This window comes from Caballeronia eucalypticola, assembly GCF_047608185.1.
Taxonomy (GTDB): domain Bacteria; phylum Pseudomonadota; class Gammaproteobacteria; order Burkholderiales; family Burkholderiaceae; genus Caballeronia.
Genome location: NZ_JBLKRU010000085.1, coordinates 1 through 17,926, shown reverse-complemented (window position 1 = coordinate 17,926; position 17,926 = coordinate 1). Strand labels below are relative to the sequence as shown.

Annotated in this window: 19 protein-coding genes and 2 pseudogenes; 9 read left to right on the top strand and 12 right to left on the bottom strand. The window is 58.2% G+C overall.

The genetic code is table 11. From position 1 onward, the window contains the following. Both ACMX25_RS39695 and ACMX25_RS39690 read left to right on the top strand, forming a co-directional pair. On the top strand, positions 1–300 hold a 300-nt coding region (locus ACMX25_RS39695), incomplete at its 5' end, for a transposase (RefSeq protein WP_414954727.1). A 90-nt stretch (positions 301–390) separates the two neighbouring features. Then, a pseudogene (locus ACMX25_RS39690) lies at positions 391–1,074 on the top strand (EAL domain-containing protein); the annotation flags it as partial. A 48-nt stretch (positions 1,075–1,122) separates the two neighbouring features. Here the strand turns inward: ACMX25_RS39690 and ACMX25_RS39685 are convergent. The 9 genes from ACMX25_RS39685 to ACMX25_RS39645 form a co-directional block, all read right to left on the bottom strand. Then, entirely contained in the window at positions 1,123–2,328 is a 1,206-nt protein-coding gene (locus ACMX25_RS39685; RefSeq protein WP_414955285.1) for a sensor histidine kinase, read from the bottom strand. Between the two features lie 466 nt (positions 2,329–2,794). Then, positions 2,795–3,046 carry a hypothetical protein gene (locus ACMX25_RS39680; protein ID WP_414955284.1) on the bottom strand — a complete coding sequence of 84 codons (252 nt, stop codon included), beginning with the start codon at positions 3,044–3,046 and terminating at the stop codon, positions 2,795–2,797. Positions 3,047–3,171: 125 nt separating this feature from the next. Continuing rightward, positions 3,172–4,152 carry an ABC transporter permease gene (locus tag ACMX25_RS39675; protein ID WP_414955283.1) on the bottom strand — a complete coding sequence of 327 codons (981 nt, stop codon included), beginning with the start codon at positions 4,150–4,152 and terminating at the stop codon, positions 3,172–3,174. Further along, positions 4,149–5,147: an ABC transporter permease gene (locus tag ACMX25_RS39670; protein ID WP_414955282.1), complete on the bottom strand. Its 999-nt coding sequence runs from the start codon at positions 5,145–5,147 to the stop codon at positions 4,149–4,151. Before ACMX25_RS39670 ends, ACMX25_RS39675 begins: the two co-directional genes overlap by 4 nt. Then, positions 5,144–6,733, bottom strand: coding sequence for a sugar ABC transporter ATP-binding protein (locus ACMX25_RS39665; RefSeq protein ID WP_414955281.1), 1,590 nt, complete (start codon positions 6,731–6,733; stop codon positions 5,144–5,146). The genes ACMX25_RS39670 and ACMX25_RS39665 overlap by 4 nt, the downstream gene beginning before the upstream one ends. A gap of 38 nt (positions 6,734–6,771) precedes the next feature. Then, complete coding sequence (locus ACMX25_RS39660) at positions 6,772–7,791, bottom strand: ABC transporter substrate-binding protein (RefSeq protein ID WP_414955280.1); 1,020 nt, start codon at positions 7,789–7,791, stop codon at positions 6,772–6,774. A 54-nt stretch (positions 7,792–7,845) separates the two neighbouring features. Next, entirely contained in the window at positions 7,846–9,213 is a 1,368-nt protein-coding gene (locus ACMX25_RS39655; protein ID WP_414955279.1) for a metal-dependent hydrolase family protein, read from the bottom strand. Positions 9,214–9,337: 124 nt separating this feature from the next. Next, entirely contained in the window at positions 9,338–10,126 is a 789-nt protein-coding gene (locus ACMX25_RS39650) for an alpha/beta fold hydrolase (RefSeq protein ID WP_414955278.1), read from the bottom strand. Further along, a complete protein-coding gene (locus ACMX25_RS39645) occupies positions 10,127–11,005 on the bottom strand; it encodes a fumarylacetoacetate hydrolase family protein (RefSeq protein ID WP_414955277.1) in 879 nt (292 codons plus the stop codon). A gap of 132 nt (positions 11,006–11,137) precedes the next feature. Between ACMX25_RS39645 and ACMX25_RS39640 the strand changes: the two genes are divergently transcribed. Next, entirely contained in the window at positions 11,138–11,848 is a 711-nt protein-coding gene (locus ACMX25_RS39640) for a FadR/GntR family transcriptional regulator (protein ID WP_414955276.1), read from the top strand. 523 nt (positions 11,849–12,371) lie between these two features. Here the strand turns inward: ACMX25_RS39640 and ACMX25_RS39635 are convergent. Next, positions 12,372–12,692, bottom strand: coding sequence for a CcdB family protein (locus ACMX25_RS39635; protein WP_414955275.1), 321 nt, complete (start codon positions 12,690–12,692; stop codon positions 12,372–12,374). Next, positions 12,692–12,934: a type II toxin-antitoxin system CcdA family antitoxin gene (locus ACMX25_RS39630; RefSeq protein WP_031358040.1), complete on the bottom strand. Its 243-nt coding sequence runs from the start codon at positions 12,932–12,934 to the stop codon at positions 12,692–12,694. The genes ACMX25_RS39635 and ACMX25_RS39630 overlap by 1 nt, the downstream gene beginning before the upstream one ends. Before the next feature lie 269 nt (positions 12,935–13,203). Here ACMX25_RS39630 and ACMX25_RS39625 point away from each other — a divergent pair. From ACMX25_RS39625 to ACMX25_RS39600, 6 genes and pseudogenes are all read left to right on the top strand, one after another. Further along, a pseudogene (locus ACMX25_RS39625) lies at positions 13,204–13,908 on the top strand (PDDEXK nuclease domain-containing protein); the annotation flags it as partial. Between the two features lie 246 nt (positions 13,909–14,154). Beyond that, the gene (locus tag ACMX25_RS39620; protein ID WP_414955274.1) at positions 14,155–14,553 is read left to right on the top strand and encodes an MbcA/ParS/Xre antitoxin family protein; all 399 of its coding nucleotides are present in this window, start codon (positions 14,155–14,157) and stop codon (positions 14,551–14,553) included. Then, a complete protein-coding gene (locus tag ACMX25_RS39615) occupies positions 14,550–14,684 on the top strand; it encodes an RES domain-containing protein (RefSeq protein ID WP_414955273.1) in 135 nt (44 codons plus the stop codon). Before ACMX25_RS39620 ends, ACMX25_RS39615 begins: the two co-directional genes overlap by 4 nt. 25 nt (positions 14,685–14,709) lie before the next feature. Next, a complete protein-coding gene (locus ACMX25_RS39610; RefSeq protein ID WP_414955286.1) occupies positions 14,710–15,075 on the top strand; it encodes an RES family NAD+ phosphorylase in 366 nt (121 codons plus the stop codon). Between the two features lie 83 nt (positions 15,076–15,158). Then, the gene (locus ACMX25_RS39605) at positions 15,159–15,446 is read left to right on the top strand and encodes a hypothetical protein (RefSeq protein ID WP_414955272.1); all 288 of its coding nucleotides are present in this window, start codon (positions 15,159–15,161) and stop codon (positions 15,444–15,446) included. 454 nt (positions 15,447–15,900) lie between these two features. After that, entirely contained in the window at positions 15,901–17,256 is a 1,356-nt protein-coding gene (locus tag ACMX25_RS39600; RefSeq protein WP_414955271.1) for a hypothetical protein, read from the top strand. Positions 17,257–17,598: 342 nt separating this feature from the next. On the opposite strand, the gene ACMX25_RS39595 is transcribed toward ACMX25_RS39600, so the two are convergent. Continuing rightward, a partial coding sequence (locus ACMX25_RS39595) for a transposase (RefSeq protein WP_414955205.1) occupies positions 17,599–17,926 on the bottom strand: 328 nt, incomplete at its 5' end.

Below are 17,926 nucleotides of genomic sequence, written 5' to 3'. Positions count from 1 at the left end.
GAGTTCCTCGAGCAGATCGCCCTGCAGGGCGATGAGCGTCCGACTGTGGTGGTACTGGACAACGCTTCGATCCATCATGCAATTGATCCTGAAGTGCATGAGCGCTGGCTACGCGAGCATCGCATGCAACTGTTCTATCTGCCGCCATACAGTCCCGAACTCAATCTCATCGAGATCGTCTGGAAGCAGGCCAAATACCATTGGCGTAACTTCGTCACCTGGACGAAGGAAACTATCGACGACGAAGTCCGCAGCCTGCTCGGTGCATACGGCATCAAATTTCAAATCAATTTCGCCTGAACACTTAATCCCTGCGAAAATTCGATCAGACCTTTGTAATCGGACGCCGCTCATGGTTATTTGCAGACACGGCAAAAGCGGCGAACTGTGGGCACCGGGGCCCTGATCCGGCTCAACCATCCGCAGTTCGGTTCGTTGCCGCCGATGGATTTCATCCCCATTTCCGAGCGATCCGGGCAGATCGTCGCCGTCGGCGCCTGGGTGCTGCGCGAAGCATGCAAGCTGATCCGCCGCTGGGCGATCGAGGGCCTGCCGCCCATCAAGCTGGCGATCAACCTGTCGCCGCGGCAATTGATGCAACCGGATCTGGTTGAACGGCTGACGGCGATCGTGCTGGAAGAGCAGGTGCCGTGCGAGCAGATCATGTTCGAGATCACCGAAAGCGTCGCTATGCACGATGCACCCCGCACGATCGACATGATTCGTCGTTTCCAGAAAAACGGCTTCGACATTGCCATCGACGATTTCCGCACCGGTTATGCGAGCCTCGCTTACCTTCAGCGGTTTCGAGTCAAACAGCTCAAGATCGACCGGTTCTTTACCAACGGGCTGGACGAACCGGGTAATGAGAGTAGCGCGATCGTCTTGGCAATCATCGCCCTCGCTCATTCGCTCGACATGGATGTAGTGGCCGAAGGGGTCGAGACCGCGCCGCAGCTGGGCAAGCTGCAAACCATGATGTGTGACGAAGTCCAAGCATTCCTGGTCGGCAAGCCATTGAGCGCCGATGCGTTCGGCCTGCTGATGACGGGCGAACGGGCCATGGCCGTGTGAAGACATTTCAGGGGAGACTGTCCGTCTTCGGCTTGCAGGGCGCGCGCCCTAGCGTTGAGCGGGCAGTGGAATCGTCCAGGTCGTCCCGACGCCCGGCGTTGCCTCGAGCACCAGGGTGCTTTCAACGCTTTTTAAGAGCCGGCGCACCGTTTTTAGTCCAGTGCTTTCCCGTGCAGGGTCGACCACGCCGCACCCGTCATCGGAAACTGTCACTGCACATTTTCCGTCGGGGCCGCAGGTCAGGGCGACCTTGATGTGGCCAGGACCGTTGCCGAACGCATGCTCCACGCAATTGGCGACGAGCTCGTTCACGGCAGTGCCAACCGCGGTGCAATGACCAATGCTGAGCATGACGCCGTGGTGCCGGTTACTTTCGAGCGTAATACCTTGTTCGGATAGCCCGTAGAAGTCGTGAAATGCGTCACACATGGTTCCCAGATAACGGCTGACGTCTACCCGGTCACCATGGTCGCCCAGACCAAGCAGGTGATCATAGATTGAAGCCATGGCGAAGACGCGGCGTTGCACGTCTTCGAAACCGTGGCGCGCAGTTTGATCCCCGGTCTCGCGCGCACCCCGTTGTAACAGCGCGATGATTAGCTGGAAGTTATTGCGGATACGGTGTTGCTGTTCGCGCAGCAGAATGACTTTTGAGTCTAGTTCGCCGGTGAGCCTTGCCCGGATCTGACGGCGCTCGATGCTGTCGGCAATCACGCTGGCGACGGACGCGAGAAATGAGATCTCCGTTGTTCCCACTGCCGTTTCGACGGAGTAGTCGACTTCAAGAACGCCGTAGGCGCCGTCGCGCCCGACCAAAGGTACGTTGACCGAAGAGACCACCGCATATTCATCGAAAATTTGGGGAAGCTGGGTGCCGTACGCCGCACGGACATCGGCGACAGCGACAGGCTTGACGCCTTCGAGTGCATCGCCGGGAGGGTTGCCGGTGGTTGCCTTGCCGACCTCTTGCCCGATCACGTCATCACCCATGCCAAAGTGGGCCAGGCCAATGAGTGCGCGATCTTCAACCCGGAGTTCCAGGATCTTTGCCATGGGCGCGTTGCATCCGAACGCTGCCGCCTTTGCAGCGTGTGCCAGAAACTCGGGAAAACTCGCACTCTCACGTTCGGCGTGAGAAACATCAGCAAAAGCGCGGTGCTGCCGGACGACCTCGGCAAGGGAGGCCACTGCGCCTTCCGGCATGTCCAGCCCGTCTATGGAAGCCGCGAGTGTCGCCTTTCTAGCAAAATTCATCGGGTAACCTCCGAAATTGGCGAGCGACACCGGAATTGTCGCCGTGTTTTCATTTTATATTCGCACCGGTGTGATCCTGGTGTAGTGCCGCGTTCGGGAAGGTCGGAAGATTGCAAAGAGGCGTCTGCGTAATTTCGTCGCTGGAGCGGATTCGGCACGGTTCTTCTTATCACGACGGCTCGTCGTCGGGGCGACTTAATTATTAATCGAAAAAAGTCATGTTGATCATGCAGTGCGCGACAACGGGCCTGACATCGGCTGTGAGTGGAGATCTTAGAAGGTGGCCGCGCCGTGCAAATCAACGGCCGAAAACGTGGGAAAGCGATCTGTCGGGAGGCATCCGTCGTTTGAAGAAGGGCGCAGCGGACTTGGATTCAGATTGATCCGGGTATGAAGTGTCAACGATTCGTCTTTCCAAGCGGGAGCGGCAGACGCACCGCCTGGCGGCGAGCAAAAGTGTTTTTGCTCAGGCGCTCGCGGTTTTGACGAGGAGCAGGCCGATACCCCCAAGACAAGTCGCCAGGATGCAAAACCACCAGAATGACTTCGGAAGAGGGTTCCAGGTCTTCGAGACCATCCACGCGGCGAAGAGAAGGAAGAGCGCTCCGCAAGTCAAAGCCCAGATGCCGGAAAGATGGAATAGGCCATAGACAATAACGAGCGCAATCACAATAAACCCACCGAACCCGTTGAGTCGAAATGATGTGCGTTTGTCCATACCTGTTCTCGAAGATACCGGTCGCTGCCAGAAACTGTACTACGGCACTTTTTATGCAAACTTTAGATAGGTGCTCATCTCTGGCCTGGCATGGTCGGACGCGTCGAGAAATTCATTCGTCTGGTTTATGAGGTACTCCCTGCGCGTACGCGCGTCAGAAGGAATCGTCCCGTCACGCTCCATCCATTGATGGCAAGGAAAACCAGCAGGGTCGTGCCAAAAATGCATTGCCGGCCCGCTTCGCCGATCTGCAATGCAGTCAGCAGGCTGGTAAGCACGGTGAGGAAGAGGGCTGCAATGGCTACGGCAATATAGTCACCACGTCCACCGCCCAGCGATACGCCGCCAATGACCGCTACTACGACGCTCGTCAGCACGTAACCCGTGCCTAGCCCGAGAAACGCCTGTCCGACGTAGCCGACCAGCAGCAGGCCTGTCGTTGCAGCGATCATCGCGCTGAAAAGATACGCCAGCACGCGAACGAGACGCACGCGGGTGCCGCTCAGATACGCGGCCGTGGGGTTCGCCCCTGTTGCCATGAGTTGGCGCCCCCAAGCCGTGCGATCGACAAACCACCAGACCACGGCGGCCGCTATAAACCAGAGGATGGCGATCGCGGGCAGCCCCGCCATGCCGTGCCCGGCCAGTCCGATAAGTGCCGGGCTGGCGGCCGTATTCACGTGCATGATTGAAGACCAGACGATCAGGCCGCCATCGACGAGACTGCCCATCGCAAGCGTCATGACCAGCGGCGGAACCTTGAACAGGGTAATCCCAATGCCATTCAATAATCCGATAACGGCGCCGCACACGGCCGCCGCACTCAGCGCTAGCAACATGCCCGCCGGCACCTCGTTGATCAACGCTGCGCCGACAATGCCGCCCAGCGTTGCCGACGCGCCGACTGACAAGTCCAGTCCCTGGCCGCCGGCCATCATCACGATGGTCTGGGAGATACCGAACAGGCCGAGGAAGGTGGCAATCTTTAACTGATTGCCAAACTGACTGGCGTTTGTGAATCCCGGAACGACAAGCTGACCGCCGACCAGTACGACCACGACCAGCAGCAGGAGTAAAGATCGCCTCGACTGAATGATCGTCTTCATGCTGTCTTCCTCGCTCCGATGAAAGTAAAGCCAAGCGCAACGACAATGACTGCACCCTTGAATAGTTCCTGGTAGTTGCTGGGAATGCCCGCGAAATACACCACATTGCCAATGAGTACCAGTACCAGCGCGCCGCAGATTGCGCCGATCATCGAGCCCCTTCCTCCGGCCAGAGAGATGCCGCCGATCACCACAGCCGCGACTGAATTCAACGTATAAGGCAGGCCGAGACGTGCGTCGCCCGATGATGTTTCAGCCGATATGCACAGCGCCGCTCCGAATACAAACAGCCACGCAAGCACATACGCCAGCAGCTTGATGCGCCTTGTATCGACGCCCGACTTGAAGACCGCATCCGCGCTGCTGCCAGTTGCGATCAGCCTCCGTCCAAAGCGGTGCCGCTGCAGGAGTGCCCAAATGCCGGCTGCAATCAACGGCGGCACGGCGGCAAGAGGAAGGGGGCCCACGCGCATAGCGAACCATTCGCCCAGCACCTCGGGCACCGTGCCGCCAGGTTGCGGCATCAGCAGGAGCGCGCCGCCGAACCAGATGGCACCCGTCGCGAAGGTCGCAATCAACGCGCTCTGTTTAAAATAACCAACGAGCAAGCCGTTGACCACGCCCGCCACGAGCGCCGCACCCAGCGCGGCGCAGCACGTAGCCACTGCTCCCCAGCCTGCGAGCGCGGGCACGCTCGCGAGTACGCAATTGATCATCGATATCCCGGCGCCCATCGATAAATCAAGTTCTCCTGAAAGCACGACGACCGCTTGCGCCATGCAGATCAGGGTCACAGGCGCGGCGTTTTGCAGATTGCTGGATATCGAATCTGCACTAAAGAAGTCAGGTTGAAGATAGGCATTCAAGCCGATCACGACCAGGAGCATGACCAGCGCGGGGAGTGCCGTGGTGACCCGCGTTAGCCCAAAGGACAGGCGCGCCAGACGCTTGTTCGACAGCGGCTGATGCACCGGTTCGGCGAGATGGATTTTCATGCGGCACTCCGCCCAAAGAGTGCGCTGGTCACTTGGGATTCGTTCATGTCTTTTCCTTCAAGCTGCGCGACCACACGGCCTTCGTAGAGCACGATGAGCCTGTCGCACACGGCGAGCAGTTCGGCAGTGTCCGACGCGTAGACGATCACGGCCGTGCCCGCATCGGCGAGCATGCCGACAGCTTCATAAATTTCTTTTCGAGCGATGACGTCCACACCTTTCGTCGGATCGCTTAGAAGCAAGACCTTCACGTTGACCCGCGCATCGAGCCATCGGCCGATGACGACCTTTTGCTGATTGCCCCCGGACAACGTTCGCACGGGCTGGCTCACGTCCGATGTCTTGATCCGAAGACGTGTTACTACGTCGTCTACGAAGCGTTTTATCGATGTCCGTTGCAATCGCCAGGGATGTTTTTCGAAGTTGACGCCGACCTGCGCGAGATTGAATTCGACAGACTGCTCAAGCCATAAGCCTTGCCGATGCCGGTCGTTAGGCACGAGACATACGCCCGCGTCGATCATTTGCCGCGGCGAGCGAGGCGTCAGCGACACCCCGTGAAGTTTGATCTGGCCTTCGTCGAGTTTGCGATATCCGGCGAGCGCATCGAGGAGCTCTTCCTGGCCGTGTCCCTGCAAACCGGCGATGCCGAGGATTTCTCCCGGCCGGACATCGACGTCGACGCCACGAAGCCGCGCGCCCGCTTGTAACCCGCAGGCGCTTAACGCCGGCTCTGCCACCGCGTCTCCAATTACGCCGGACGCGCCTTGCAGGCGTTTCAACGAGGACGCTGGTACTGCGTGCTCATGCGCGTGTTCATGCACATGCGCCGCCGTTGCACCGCCTGCCGTGCCGCCCATCCAGGCAATGACCTGCGCTTCGTCGATCCGTTCTCTGACCGCCATTTCGCCGGCAGGCCGGCCATTACACAACACGACCACGCGGTCACACACTGCTTCGACCTCCGCCATCCGGTGCGAGATGAACACAATCGATGTCCCGCGCGAGGCAAGCGCGCCAATCTTCCGCATGAGGCTTTCCACTTCCGCCGCCGCGAGCGCCGCCGTGGGCTCGTCAAGGATCAGCACACGCGGTTCCAGCGCCAGCGATTTTGCAATCTCGACGAGTTGCTGGTCTGCCGCGGTGAGTCTGCCGGCAGGGGCATCCAGATCCCAATCAGGGCGAAGGCTCTCAAGCAGCTCGCCCACTTTCTTGCGGGCGAGCGCGCGATTCAGGAATTTCCCCGTGCCGCAGATCTCGGCGCCCAGATATACGTTTTCCCACACCGGCAGGTCGGGAGCGAGTCCGGGATGCTGATGTGCGATCGCAATGCCGGCCGCGCGGGCGGCGGCCGGGGAGCCGGGTTCAAGATCGACTCCGCCCACGCGTAACGACCCGGCATCCGGGCGGTTGTCGCCGGCCAGGATGCTCGACAGCGTCGATTTTCCCGAACCGTTCGCACCCAGCAGTCCGAGGACTTCCCCGGCGTGCAGTTCAATGCTGACACCCTCGAGCGCCACTACGCCGCCGTAGCGTTTGGTGATCTGGCCGGCAATCAGGATGGGCATCGTCTGGAGTCGATTCAAGGGTTAAGGGCACTCGCCGTTTCGACGTCTGCCAGGACCTATTGCGTGAACAAATGGTCGAGTTCCGGTTCGCTGAGCCACTGACCCAGGAAGTAGCTGTCGGGCTTGTCTTTCATCGACGCAAGCGTGGCATCCAGCGTTTCCGCCGTGACCGTCTTCGTGATAGGGAAATAATAGGTGTTCTCCGGCAACGGCTTGAGCTTCCGGCCTTGCGCTACTCGGACTGCAATGCCGAGCGCGGTCCGGCTGATGTCGGGCGGATTGACCTGGACGAAAACCTTCATCGGGTTGCCGGCATCGCGCTGCTTTTTCCATTCCTGCAGAAAACCTTTTTGCGCCTCGCCCGTCATGATTCCCACCCGCCGGTTAGCGTTCTCAAAGGCGCGCAGCACCCCCAGCGCCATCGCGTCCTCGGTGAATACCGCGTCAATTTTTGGCTGTGCGGCAATGACCGTCGCCATCACCGACTGCGCCTTGGCTTCGTCCCATTCTCCGTATCCCGACCAGACGACCTTGATGCCGGGGAACTTCGCGAACGTATCCATTGCAGCCTTCTTGCGCGCTTCAGCCGCGGGGTGGCCTGGAATGCCGTCGAGGATAACGACGTTGCCTTGCCCGTGGAGCTGTTGCGCGATCCATTCAGCGTAACGTTGCCCCCACTTGTAGTGATCGACGGTGACGTTGATCGCGTACTTGTTGGACACAGCCTGATCGAATGACACGATCGGAATCTTGTTGCGCTCCGCCTCCGATATCACCCCGTTAAGCGCAGTCGCCGAGTTTGCGTCGACCATGATTGCGCCGACCTTCTGGCGGATCATGTTGCGCATGTCCTGGATCTGCTGACCGGTGTTCGCGCCGGACTGCTGCACCACGAGGTCATTCGCGAGTCCCTTGGACTTGTAGGTCTTGAATTGCTCCTTGGCGCCGTCGATCATCTGATTCCGCCATTCCGTGCCGAAGTACCCGTTTGACAAGCCTATGTTCGGCGCGGCCGCCAGAGCCGATGCGCACACGAGGCTCGCCGACAGCGCCGCGAGGAGGGTACTCAATTTCATAGCGTCTCCTGAATATTTTATGTACTTTATGGTCGTGACAGCGATGCCCGGCTTTCAATGCGCCGCGTGTGTTTCATGGGCTTGTTCGTTCAACGCCTTTTCGAGGCCCGGATCAACTTGCAGCGGCGTGCTCACGCGCATTTCGCCATGGGGTGGCAGGACATCGTGTGACGTCTTGAAGATTTCGCCATCCTTCATGACCAGTGTGATTTTCTTCGGGTCCTGCAGGAGCGAGAGGTCCTTGAGCGGATCGCCATCGATGAGCAGAATGTCAGCCAGATAACCTTCGCGAACTTGACCGAGTTCGTGTGGCCGCATCATCAATTCACCGCCAAGCTTCGTGGCCGTAAGCAGGACTTCCATGGGCGTCATGCCGATGTACTTGACGAAATGCTCGAGGTCACGTGCATTGGTGCCGTGCGGCATCCATGCAAAGCCGTAGTCGCCTCCGGGAAGAATACGAATGCCGCGTTTGTGCATTTTCTGAAGTGTGTCCGCTGCTACTTCCAACTCGCGTGCATAGCCCATCTTGGTCGCGGCCGCCTGGCTGATTCCCCAGGGTTCTGCGTGATACAGCGTGCTGATCAACCATCCAATGCCGGGCGCCACAAAATGTTTGTCCTTGTTCGCCTCCAGCATGTCGAGGGCCTCTTCGTCCGCGAAGCTCGCATGAAACACGAGTTCCAGGCCGTGACGCACGCACTGCTTGACCGACTCGCTGGAGCGCGCATGCGCCGCGACGCGCTTGCCGGCGCGCTTCGCCTCGGAGGCGAGCATTGCAATCTCTTCTTCGGAGAAGGGGGAAGACTCCGCCGACAGTCCCGCAATGTATTCGCCGGACAAATTGATCTTGAGATGATCGACACCGTACTTGATGAACATGCGCGTCATCGCACGCATTTCCTCAGGACCGCTGACGACCGCGCCGAAGTTCAACTCCGTAAAGGGCATGTGCGGCAAGGTGTTGTCCGCGAGACCCCCAAGGATCGTGATCTCCTGACTTCCCGCCAGATAGCGGGGACCGGGGAATTCGCCCGCATCCACGGCATTGCGCAGCACGACGTCGAGCCGCGGTTTGGCCGCTGCCGCGCCAAGGGCCGACGTCCATCCCATCTCAAGGTAACGCCGCGCGACCCGCACGCACCACAGCATGTGTTCCTCGGGCGGCATGAACTGGATTGCTGTCAGCGAGGGCTGGTCGTTCCAGGAGAAGTGCGTATGCGCCTCGGTCATCCCGGGCATCAGGAAGGCACCTTTTCCGTCGATGCGGCTTGCGTCCAGCGCGTCGATCCGCACATCGGTGGACGCCCCCTCGGCGGCCACGCGCTTGATTCGCTGCCCTTCTACCAGGACCTCGCCCTTGAAAGGCTGGGCGCCACTGCCATCGAAGATCAGTACGTTCGTGAATAAAGTTGAGGCCATTGTCTCCTCCTGAAAGGCGGATCGCGTGCTCGTTGCGTGCGGTTACGCGCGCTGATGTCGTGGTCATGCCCCGGTTGTTGTTGGTCTATTCGGGCGTTGATAGCGCTGGTTTAAGACCGCAGCCTCAGCCCGCTGCGGCGTAAAACGATTTCAGTGCCGCGATCGATTCTTGCGGCTTCTCGAAGGTCGTCCAATGACCGCAGCCACTGATAACCACCACGTGGCTGCCCGCGATACGTTCGCCGATGGCTTTGACCGCATCCGGTTTGCCTACGCCATCCTGATCGCCCGTAACCAGCAGCGTAGGCGCCTTGATCTGTTCCACTTCCGCCGCCTGCGCGCCCGCCAGTGCCTCGCAACTTTGCGCGTAACCTTCAGGGGTTTGCCGCATGACGCTCTCGCGAACTAGAGCTAACGTGACAGGACGTTGCGCTTTGGTTTCGTCGCTGGTCGCGCCCTTGACAATGGCGTCAGCAATTTCCTGCACCCCCGCTATGCCTTTCTCACGCGCCAAGGCGGCCCGTTGACGCATGCCATCACGTCCTGCATCGGGAGGGGCAATCAACGGACCAAACAGCGCAAGGCTTTTCACCAGTTGCGGATGTTTGATTGCAAGGTGTTGCGCGACGATCGTCCCCATGGAGTGTGCAACCACATCTGCCTGTTCCAGTTTCAATTCGCGCATGACCGAAGCGATGACGTCGACATAAGCATCGATGGAAAGCGGTTCCGTGGAGAAAAGCGGCGACCGCGCACTGCCGGGTAAGTCCAGGCGAACCACTTTTCTGCCCTCGAACGCCGACATCACCGGCGTCCAGTTGTTGGACGATCCGCCGAGCCCGTGGATACAGACGACCGGCGCACCGTCGCCATCCGTTTCAATATAAAGACCCTGAACCTGGGTTGTAGCCATTTACGACACCTCGTTTTCAAGGACGCCGACTTGCGGAATTTCCATCCGCACGACGTCGCCGCTTTGCAGGAATATGGGAGGAGTGAAGCCCAAGCCGACGCCTGCCGGCGTGCCGGTAGCGATTACATCGCCAGGCTGGAGTTCGATGCCCGCCGAGAGCGTTTCGATGAGTGTGGGGATATCGAAGATAAGCAGCTTCGAATTGGAGTCCTGACGAAGTTCGCCATTGACCCAGCATCGGATGCTGATGTTGTCGACGTCCAGTTCGTCGGCTGTGACAAGATACGGACCCATCGGGCAGAACCCATCGAGTGATTTGCCAAGAAACCATTGCCGGTGTAATTTTTGCAGGTCGCGCGCTGTCACGTCGTTGATGATCGTGTAGCCGAAGACATGGCTCATGGCGTCGGCCTTCTTGATGCCGCGTCCCGCTTTTCCGATTACGACGCCGATTTCGGCTTCGTAATCGAGTTGCTGCGTTACGTCGGCGTGTCGAGGAATCTTGACGCCGGGTCCGATGATGGTCGTCGCGGGCTTGGTAAACACGACTGGCGCTTCCGGGATGTGCTCGCCCGCCTGAGCGCTTTTGTCGAACCCCGACCTGCTGAACTCTTCTGCGTGATCGTGATAATTTTTGCCGACGCAAAACACATTCCGGCGGGGTGCGTCGATGGGCGCGAGCAGCGTTGCGGAGGAAAGAGGTTGGCCGTTTTCGCCTTGGTGCAACGCGTTCCGGAGCGAATCAAATTGTAGTACCAATTGGACCATGTCGCCGGAGAAGCCGCCAGTCAACTCGTCCACTGTCCAGTACTGGTCGCGCTCCGCGTCAACCAAAGCGATGATTTTCTTGCCTTCCACCAGCAGATTTGCAAATTTCATGTTGACCCTTTACTCTAAGTCCAGTTGGTTCGCGTTGATGCAACTGTAGAACCAAAAGTGACCAATGCAAACAGGGGTTAACCAAGATAAGTACCAATTGGTTAATCTATTACTCTCGTTTGGAAGGCTGTTATGGGCGACGCGGAATCGATTAAATCCCCGGTCAGGGCGGAAGGCGCCCGAGCACTCGCGAAGTATCTGGAGGAGGCAATTCGCAGCGGCCGCCTGAGCGTGGGCGTAAAACTTCCTGCCGAAAGAGACTTGAGCGAGGAGTTCGGTGCGTCGCGCGGCGCAGTCCGGCGCGTGCTTGCCGACTTGAAGGGACGAGGACTAATCACTCAGTCGGTCGGCAGCGGCACGTTCGTTCTTCCTGGCGGTGCGCAGCTTCAGCCAGCCGGGACAGTAGAGAAGCGAGACACCGTGCAGACAAGTCCGGCAGAGTTGATGGAAGCGCGGCTGCTGATCGAACCGCTGATGCCCGGGTTGATCGTGCGCTACGCCACGGCCGCTGATTTCGCGAAGATGGTGGAGTGCCTGGAACGCTCGGAAGCCGCCGTGAGCGTCGAGGAATTCGAGCATTGGGACGGGGAGTTGCACAAGACGTTTGCGTTAGCGACGCACAACACCTTCTTCTTGCGCGTTCTGGAGTTGACCAACGAGGTCCGGGAGCAGGGCGAATGGGGACGTCTCAAGCGGACATCGCTGACGCAGGCCCGTCGCACGGAGTACGAAGCTCAGCATCGTGCCATCGTGGGCGCGCTGCGCGATCGGGATGCCGAACTCGCATGCGAGCTGCTATCCGGACACTTGCGTCAAATCAGGCATAACCTGTTTGGCGCTTAAATACCGGAACGCAAAACGCGAGGCCCGCGTTGGCGCATGCGGAAATGACCACCTTTTGCAAATCGTCCAAGCCGTGAGTCCAATGCGGCCCGTTCAGACTGAATCCTACAGTGAACGCGCTTCAGAATCGGTTCCGAAAAATTGACTATTGCGAGCGAGAATATTAGTTAACGCATCGCATTTGGTCGCCAGGGTGGCTTCGGTAGTTTTCTCATTACAGGATAGATGCACTGCATAAATTTGACATAAATCTAGTGATCGCATTTTAATCAGTTATGCGAATTAATGGTTGCTGCACCGAACGAAAGGCAAATCTCGACGGCAGCGTCTAAGTCTATAAGTCACATAACACAGCGGTGTACGAAATCACGAAAAGGGCGGCAGTGCCGAGCTGTGAATAGATGGATTGTAGACGTCGGAGATCAACACTAGCGCGCAACGCTGAGTGTCAAAAGAACCGCTGATATCTGCACCTTGGCCAGTTTTTACCTACTAAATTAGACCGACCACATGTCGTCTTCGGTCAGTAGGCGCCGAAAATCCGGTCGAGTGCAGCCAAGATGGCATCGCGGCGATCCGCCAGGGAGCCGATGCGTCTGCCGAGCGCGTTCAGGGGAACAGCACTCATGGCGGGCGTGTCGAGAAAGTGTTTCTCGCCGTTGATCTCGAAGACCGCCAGCAAATCGGACGGTTTGCCTGAGAATCCGAGATCCGGGGTGGGTCGCAAAGGGATCACGATGCGCGTTGGCAAGATTCCGACATGCGTGCTCTGCACGTCGAGCAGGTACGGCGCGAGGCGCCGCGTCTCGTCGTCGGGATTACCGTAGAGATCAAAACGCGCCATTAAAACGTCCTGTACTTCGAAAGCGGCAGCCCGTCGCGTTCAACCATCGCTGTGTATGCTGCGACCAACTCGGCATTGTCGTCGGCCCAACGACGAGCCTCAGTCTCCTGAATTTCTTCGCGCACGCCACGCTCACTCGCGCGCGAAAGGTTGATCCCGAGCTCCTTGGCCCGATCCAGGATTTCAGGCGGCAGCGTGACATTCGTGGACTTGCGCGCCCGGATTTCGAGTGCCTTACCCATGCGCATCTCCCTGTTTGAAAACATGTGTATTATAGTCCACATAAACGATGAGCGTTCGTAGAAACTCATCCTCAAAGCGTCCGGTACATCCTAATTTTACATAACTAACATTGTCCCTTTTTAATTGTAGAAGCAAAGTTGTAGTGTAGTACTTGGGCAAAGTACAGATGTCGCACCCATTGGATCTGTATGCTCTCGAAGCCCGCGATTGCCCGAGGTTGTCGATGCCCGGATAATGAGCCTTGATCAACGGCAACCGTAGAGACTGCATGAGCGATAACCTGCCCAACGATTCGTGGGGCGACGGCTACAGACGCTGGCTCGCTGAACTTAAACAGAGGGTCGAGCGAACCCGACTTCGCGCAGTCACCAGCGTGAACCGCGAACTCGTGACGCTGTACTGGCAGATCGGTCGGGAAATCTTGGATTGTCAGCAGCGCCAGGGGTGGGGCGCCGCAGTAGTTGACAGGCTTGCCCGGGACCTGAAAGCAGCGTTTCCCGACATGCGCGGTTTTTCCCCGCGGAACCTGAAATATATGCGCTCGCTGGCGCAGGCGTGGCCCGACGCGGAATTTGTGCAGCAGCCTGCTGCACAATTGCCTTGGTTCCATCTTTGTACCTTGCTGGACAAGGTCAAGGATCCGGAGCAACGAAGCTGGTATGCCGGCAAGACGCTTGAGCATGGCTGGTCGCGGCAGGTGCTGACGATGCAGATCGAGACAGCGGCCTATACGCGAGCCGGCAGCGCCGTGACCAATTTCGGGGAAACCTTACCCCCGCCACAGTCCGATCTTGCCCGGGATGCGCTGAAGGATCCATACATCTTCGACTTTCTTGGTCTGACAGAAGATGCGCAGGAACGTGACATTGAGCAGGCGTTTACCCATCATATCACCCGGTTCCTTCTTGAGTTAGGCGCAGGATTCGCGTTTGTCGGGCGGCAATACCGGCTGGAGGTCGGAGGCGACGAATACGCGAATATTCCAGGCTCATTCGGGTTCAATTTGACATAAGGTTATTTATCACTTTTAAGTAATCGGATACGTGATAGGGTTGCTTGGACTCGAATGCATGTAGCTCGGCGCCCGGCTACACGTCAATCATCCCTCCCGAGCGCCACCGGCTAGTACGACGGTTCGCACACCGGCCAGATATGGCCCACGGTTTTGTGCGCTTAAGCTGCTATAATGGTGCAAATATTGTGCATCCCGGATTCAAAAATGGATACGTCACAATCTCAAGCTGTCGGTCATCGGGCCAGCTTCGATCAGTTCATGGAATCTCTGCGTGATTCGGACTCGCCGGCCTTGTCTGCGCGGGCATTCGGGCAAGCGCTGAAAATCGACCTGCAAACCTTGGCCCAGCAAGCCCATGTGCACCGGAATACGCTCAGCCGGGCGCCTGGCTCTGAGAGCGTACAACGGTTCTTGCGCGAAGCGATACGAGTCCTGCGTGCCGCAAGCGATGTTTCCGGCGACGTTGAGCGGGCGTTGTTTTGGTATCGGAACGAACCTTTGCCTGTATTTGGCTATAAAACTGCTGAACAACTCGTCTCCGACGGTCGGGCTGACGATGTGATCCGTTATTTGGTGTCGCTCGATGCAGGCTCCGCCGGATGATCGTCACGCAGCTTGAGCGCATCACCGCCTACCGCGTTCACACGCCAAAGTGGGCGTCAATGCCTCTTAGTGGCGCTGGCGCGGCGACCCACGGGGGCCGCGTCAATCGGCCCGGGATAGAAGCGCTCTAACCTCGCACTCGATGTCCAAACGGCCATTGATGAATACAAGCAGGTCTCGACGCTGCTGCCACCCGGTACGTTCGTGACCTATCAGATCAGCTGCGCACCGATCATTGATTTTCGCGAGGGGTTTAACGCGCGCAAATGGGATCCCCTCTGGGAGGATTTCTATTGCGATTGGCGCGCGTTATGGTTTAACAATCGTCGGATTGAACCGCCCAGTTGGGTGCTGGGCGATATGGTGCTCAGTGCCGGGGCCAAAGGTGTTCTTTTCAATTCACGCGTAGCCTCGACGGGCACTAACCTTGTGCTCTACCCGAGCATGTTTAACGAGGCCGATACAGTGTCGGTGTTTGATCCCGCCGGTGCGCTTCCGAAAGATCAAACGTCGTGGCAATAAACGTTCGGGATTTTGGATCGCCTCAGTTGGCATTTCTCAAAACGCCGCTGGGCATCATCTATCAATCAAGTTGAGAGGGCTTTGTGAATAAACTGTCCGATGAGTTGACCCGGGTTCTCGCGGAAGCCGGCGAAGGGCTCAAGGCACTACAGGAGGAAGTCATCACGACCGGCTTCGATCCGGACGATCCGGTGAGCGTCGAAGCCGCCATACGGCACGTGGAAGACACGATCGACGCGAAGGTTGCGCGTTTTTACGGCAACGCGTTGGTGAGGGAAGCGGCGAACCAGATCAAAGCCGAGTGTCGCGCGAATATCCTCCAACAGGTCGAGGCTGCGGGCACGCTTCGCGGCGCGCGGACTCTGCATTAATCAAAGGCGGCGGTCCGAATAACGCGCAATGAGACACGCGCCACGACCACTGATTGCCGGAAGAAATGCCGTTGAGGAATAGACTATTCCATAAGCCTTGATTTTATTCGGAGAGCTTTGCGTAGTCGTTAGACTTTCCGAAAGGTCCATAAAGACTGGGTTCACAAGCGTGCAAATCGCGTCTTCTCACGCTCACGCTCTTTCCTGACCAACCTCACTTCGCGCTGCACAGCACCTTCGGCACTCGTGAGCAGCTCGTCCAAGCGGAGAGATGTTCGCCATTCGAATCTTGGCTGACGGTTATCGCTATAGGGCGATATGCGTGGTCAGCTTAACCGCTGTCTCGTGCTTGAATGATGGCAAAATCACACGCGGGCTCTCTACAGCGACGGCGCCCCTTCATGCTCGCATATAATGCTAAAACTGATAGTGATTTCGCGAGGAGCCCAACTTTATGAGTCAAACACACGGGCGATACTCGGGACCTCGAGACAAAGGTCAGCGCCAATCGCGCCAGCCTTCGAACACGACATCCCACCGACCAAACAAGCCGTACGTAAAAGCTCCGACTGCGCGAGATCCAGCCCAGACGGCATCCATTTTCAAAACCCGTTCGTTTAAGTTGTTGGTAGATGCTGTGGGCGCAGAAAACGTCGCGCTGGGCCTCGATTCCAACTTGACACGCGTGACTGAGCTTCTAAACGGTGAGAGATTCACGCCCGAGACAGCCTTTCACATCGAAACCACGCTTGGGCTACAGGATGGATTTTTCGATCAGCCCAATCCTGTCCTCTCGCCTGAGACGATTGCTCGCTTAAAGTCGCCACTTGACTTTATTCACGCAAACGCTGAACCGGAATTCGCGTACGAGCAAGTATTGAAGTCAGCGCCCGCCGCCCAGGTGAATCACCACCCTACCCTTACCGATAGTTTGCCCAGAGAGCCAGAGATGCCAAAGAAGACAAATGTCGCGTCGCCAAGGGCCGTCGCGAAAAGCACCCCTACGGCAGCGAAGCCTGCCGCAACAACCCCTCCGAAACCGACATCCGCGAAAGTCAAGGCGTCCTCTAAATCGGGAACGCAGCAAACCTTGCCTTTGAACGACGTCGCCGCTTTGGAAAAAATCCGTCGCGCTAATCTGCACGTGCTGACGACTCCAAAAGGATCGAAGGTGCGGCTGGGTGGAGTAATGGGTATCAGCGCCTCCAACATGGCCAATCGTTACTATGGACAGAAACGTATAGACGATGCCGAAGCAAACCGATTCACTGAGCGCCTTGGTTTGCCGACTGGCTGGCTGGACATTCCCCGCACCGTAACGGACATTCCCGAATCCGTGTCGAATTTGCTCGCCAGTCCGTCCCCCGCATCCACTCAGCAAACGACGTCACCTGCGGTTGAAATAAACACGCCAGGCGCGAAGAAGCCTGCGGCGAAGACCAAAACTGCGGGTGCTCAACTCGCCCCCCCTAAGGCGGATCGTGCAGACGGCCCACCAGACCCTGCCGTCCAGACACGTGCGGTCATTGCGCAACAAGATCTATCCGCCCCGGCAGCGGAGGTTTCTTCGACCCAGAAGCCCGTCCATATCGATGTTTCTCTTCCCGTCGTCCGTCAACAGTCGGCGCCGACCTTGGAAACGCAGGTCATCATGGAGCCGCGCGCACTGCCAGCGACAAACCTGGATGATTTGCTAGGTATTGCACCGATAGCGGAGGCGCTGTTAAAGACGCTCGCGGGTAAAGCACGCACTGGTCGCCTAGACGAAACGAAAGCCTTGGAACTACTGCAACAAATCGTGTCGCTCTGATCAGTAACGATCCGGCTATTGCCGTCACCGGTAGAACGCTCGGCAGGCGCTTTGTCTTTCGCATATTGATTATCAACGTCGCATCGTCGAACGGCGCATGAAATGGCCGACGACATTTCCAATGAGTACGGTCTTCGTCCGCCCGCGGCGGGGGCTTGACAGCTTGGCACGAGGTTGTGCTGGTCTCGCCGTGCTGCAGGCACCCCGCGTGCGCGCAGTGGGCATATCTCATCGCTAGTCTTACTGTGTCACAAAGTTAATTTGACATTCCCACAGCAGGGACAGCGCGGAAGCCTGCCGGTGATCGCGCGGGCGATGAGTACTCGCAGCGTCGAAATCGAGTCAGGCACGTGGCGCTGGACCCGTCCGGCTGCCGCGAGGGAGGTAACCTTCGGGTAGGGAAGCCGCTTCTGGTCGAGCGCGGTTTTTTTTTGCGCCGTCCTGACCGAGCCGCTCGGTGACGAGAAAGGCGTAAGCCGCAATACACAGCGTGGCATGGTGATGGAAGCCGCGCCAGCCGCGGCCCTCGTAATGCGCGAGGCCGAACTCCTGCTTGAGCTCCTGGTAGTCTCGCTCAATACGCCAGCGCATCTTGGTGACGAAGACCAGTTGTTCCAGCGTGGCATCGGACGGCGCCGTGCTGAGGAAGTATTTCACCGGCTCGGCTTCT

Coding starts and splice junctions, on each gene's coding strand:
- ACMX25_RS39630 (WP_031358040.1), bottom strand. CDS start 12,934: ATGGGTAAGGCACTCGAAATCCGGGCGCGCAAGTCCACGAATGTCACG.
- ACMX25_RS39640 (WP_414955276.1), top strand. CDS start 11,138: ATGGGCGACGCGGAATCGATTAAATCCCCGGTCAGGGCGGAAGGCGCC.
- ACMX25_RS39685 (WP_414955285.1), bottom strand. CDS start 2,328: ATGAATTTTGCTAGAAAGGCGACACTCGCGGCTTCCATAGACGGGCTG.
- ACMX25_RS39655 (WP_414955279.1), bottom strand. CDS start 9,213: ATGGCCTCAACTTTATTCACGAACGTACTGATCTTCGATGGCAGTGGC.
- ACMX25_RS39650 (WP_414955278.1), bottom strand. CDS start 10,126: ATGGCTACAACCCAGGTTCAGGGTCTTTATATTGAAACGGATGGCGAC.
- ACMX25_RS39660 (WP_414955280.1), bottom strand. CDS start 7,791: ATGAAATTGAGTACCCTCCTCGCGGCGCTGTCGGCGAGCCTCGTGTGC.
- ACMX25_RS39600 (WP_414955271.1), top strand. CDS start 15,901: ATGAGTCAAACACACGGGCGATACTCGGGACCTCGAGACAAAGGTCAG.
- ACMX25_RS39645 (WP_414955277.1), bottom strand. CDS start 11,005: ATGAAATTTGCAAATCTGCTGGTGGAAGGCAAGAAAATCATCGCTTTG.
- ACMX25_RS39635 (WP_414955275.1), bottom strand. CDS start 12,692: ATGGCGCGTTTTGATCTCTACGGTAATCCCGACGACGAGACGCGGCGC.
- ACMX25_RS39675 (WP_414955283.1), bottom strand. CDS start 4,152: ATGAAGACGATCATTCAGTCGAGGCGATCTTTACTCCTGCTGCTGGTC.
- ACMX25_RS39620 (WP_414955274.1), top strand. CDS start 14,155: ATGGATACGTCACAATCTCAAGCTGTCGGTCATCGGGCCAGCTTCGAT.
- ACMX25_RS39680 (WP_414955284.1), bottom strand. CDS start 3,046: ATGGACAAACGCACATCATTTCGACTCAACGGGTTCGGTGGGTTTATT.
- ACMX25_RS39670 (WP_414955282.1), bottom strand. CDS start 5,147: ATGAAAATCCATCTCGCCGAACCGGTGCATCAGCCGCTGTCGAACAAG.
- ACMX25_RS39615 (WP_414955273.1), top strand. CDS start 14,550: ATGATCGTCACGCAGCTTGAGCGCATCACCGCCTACCGCGTTCACACG.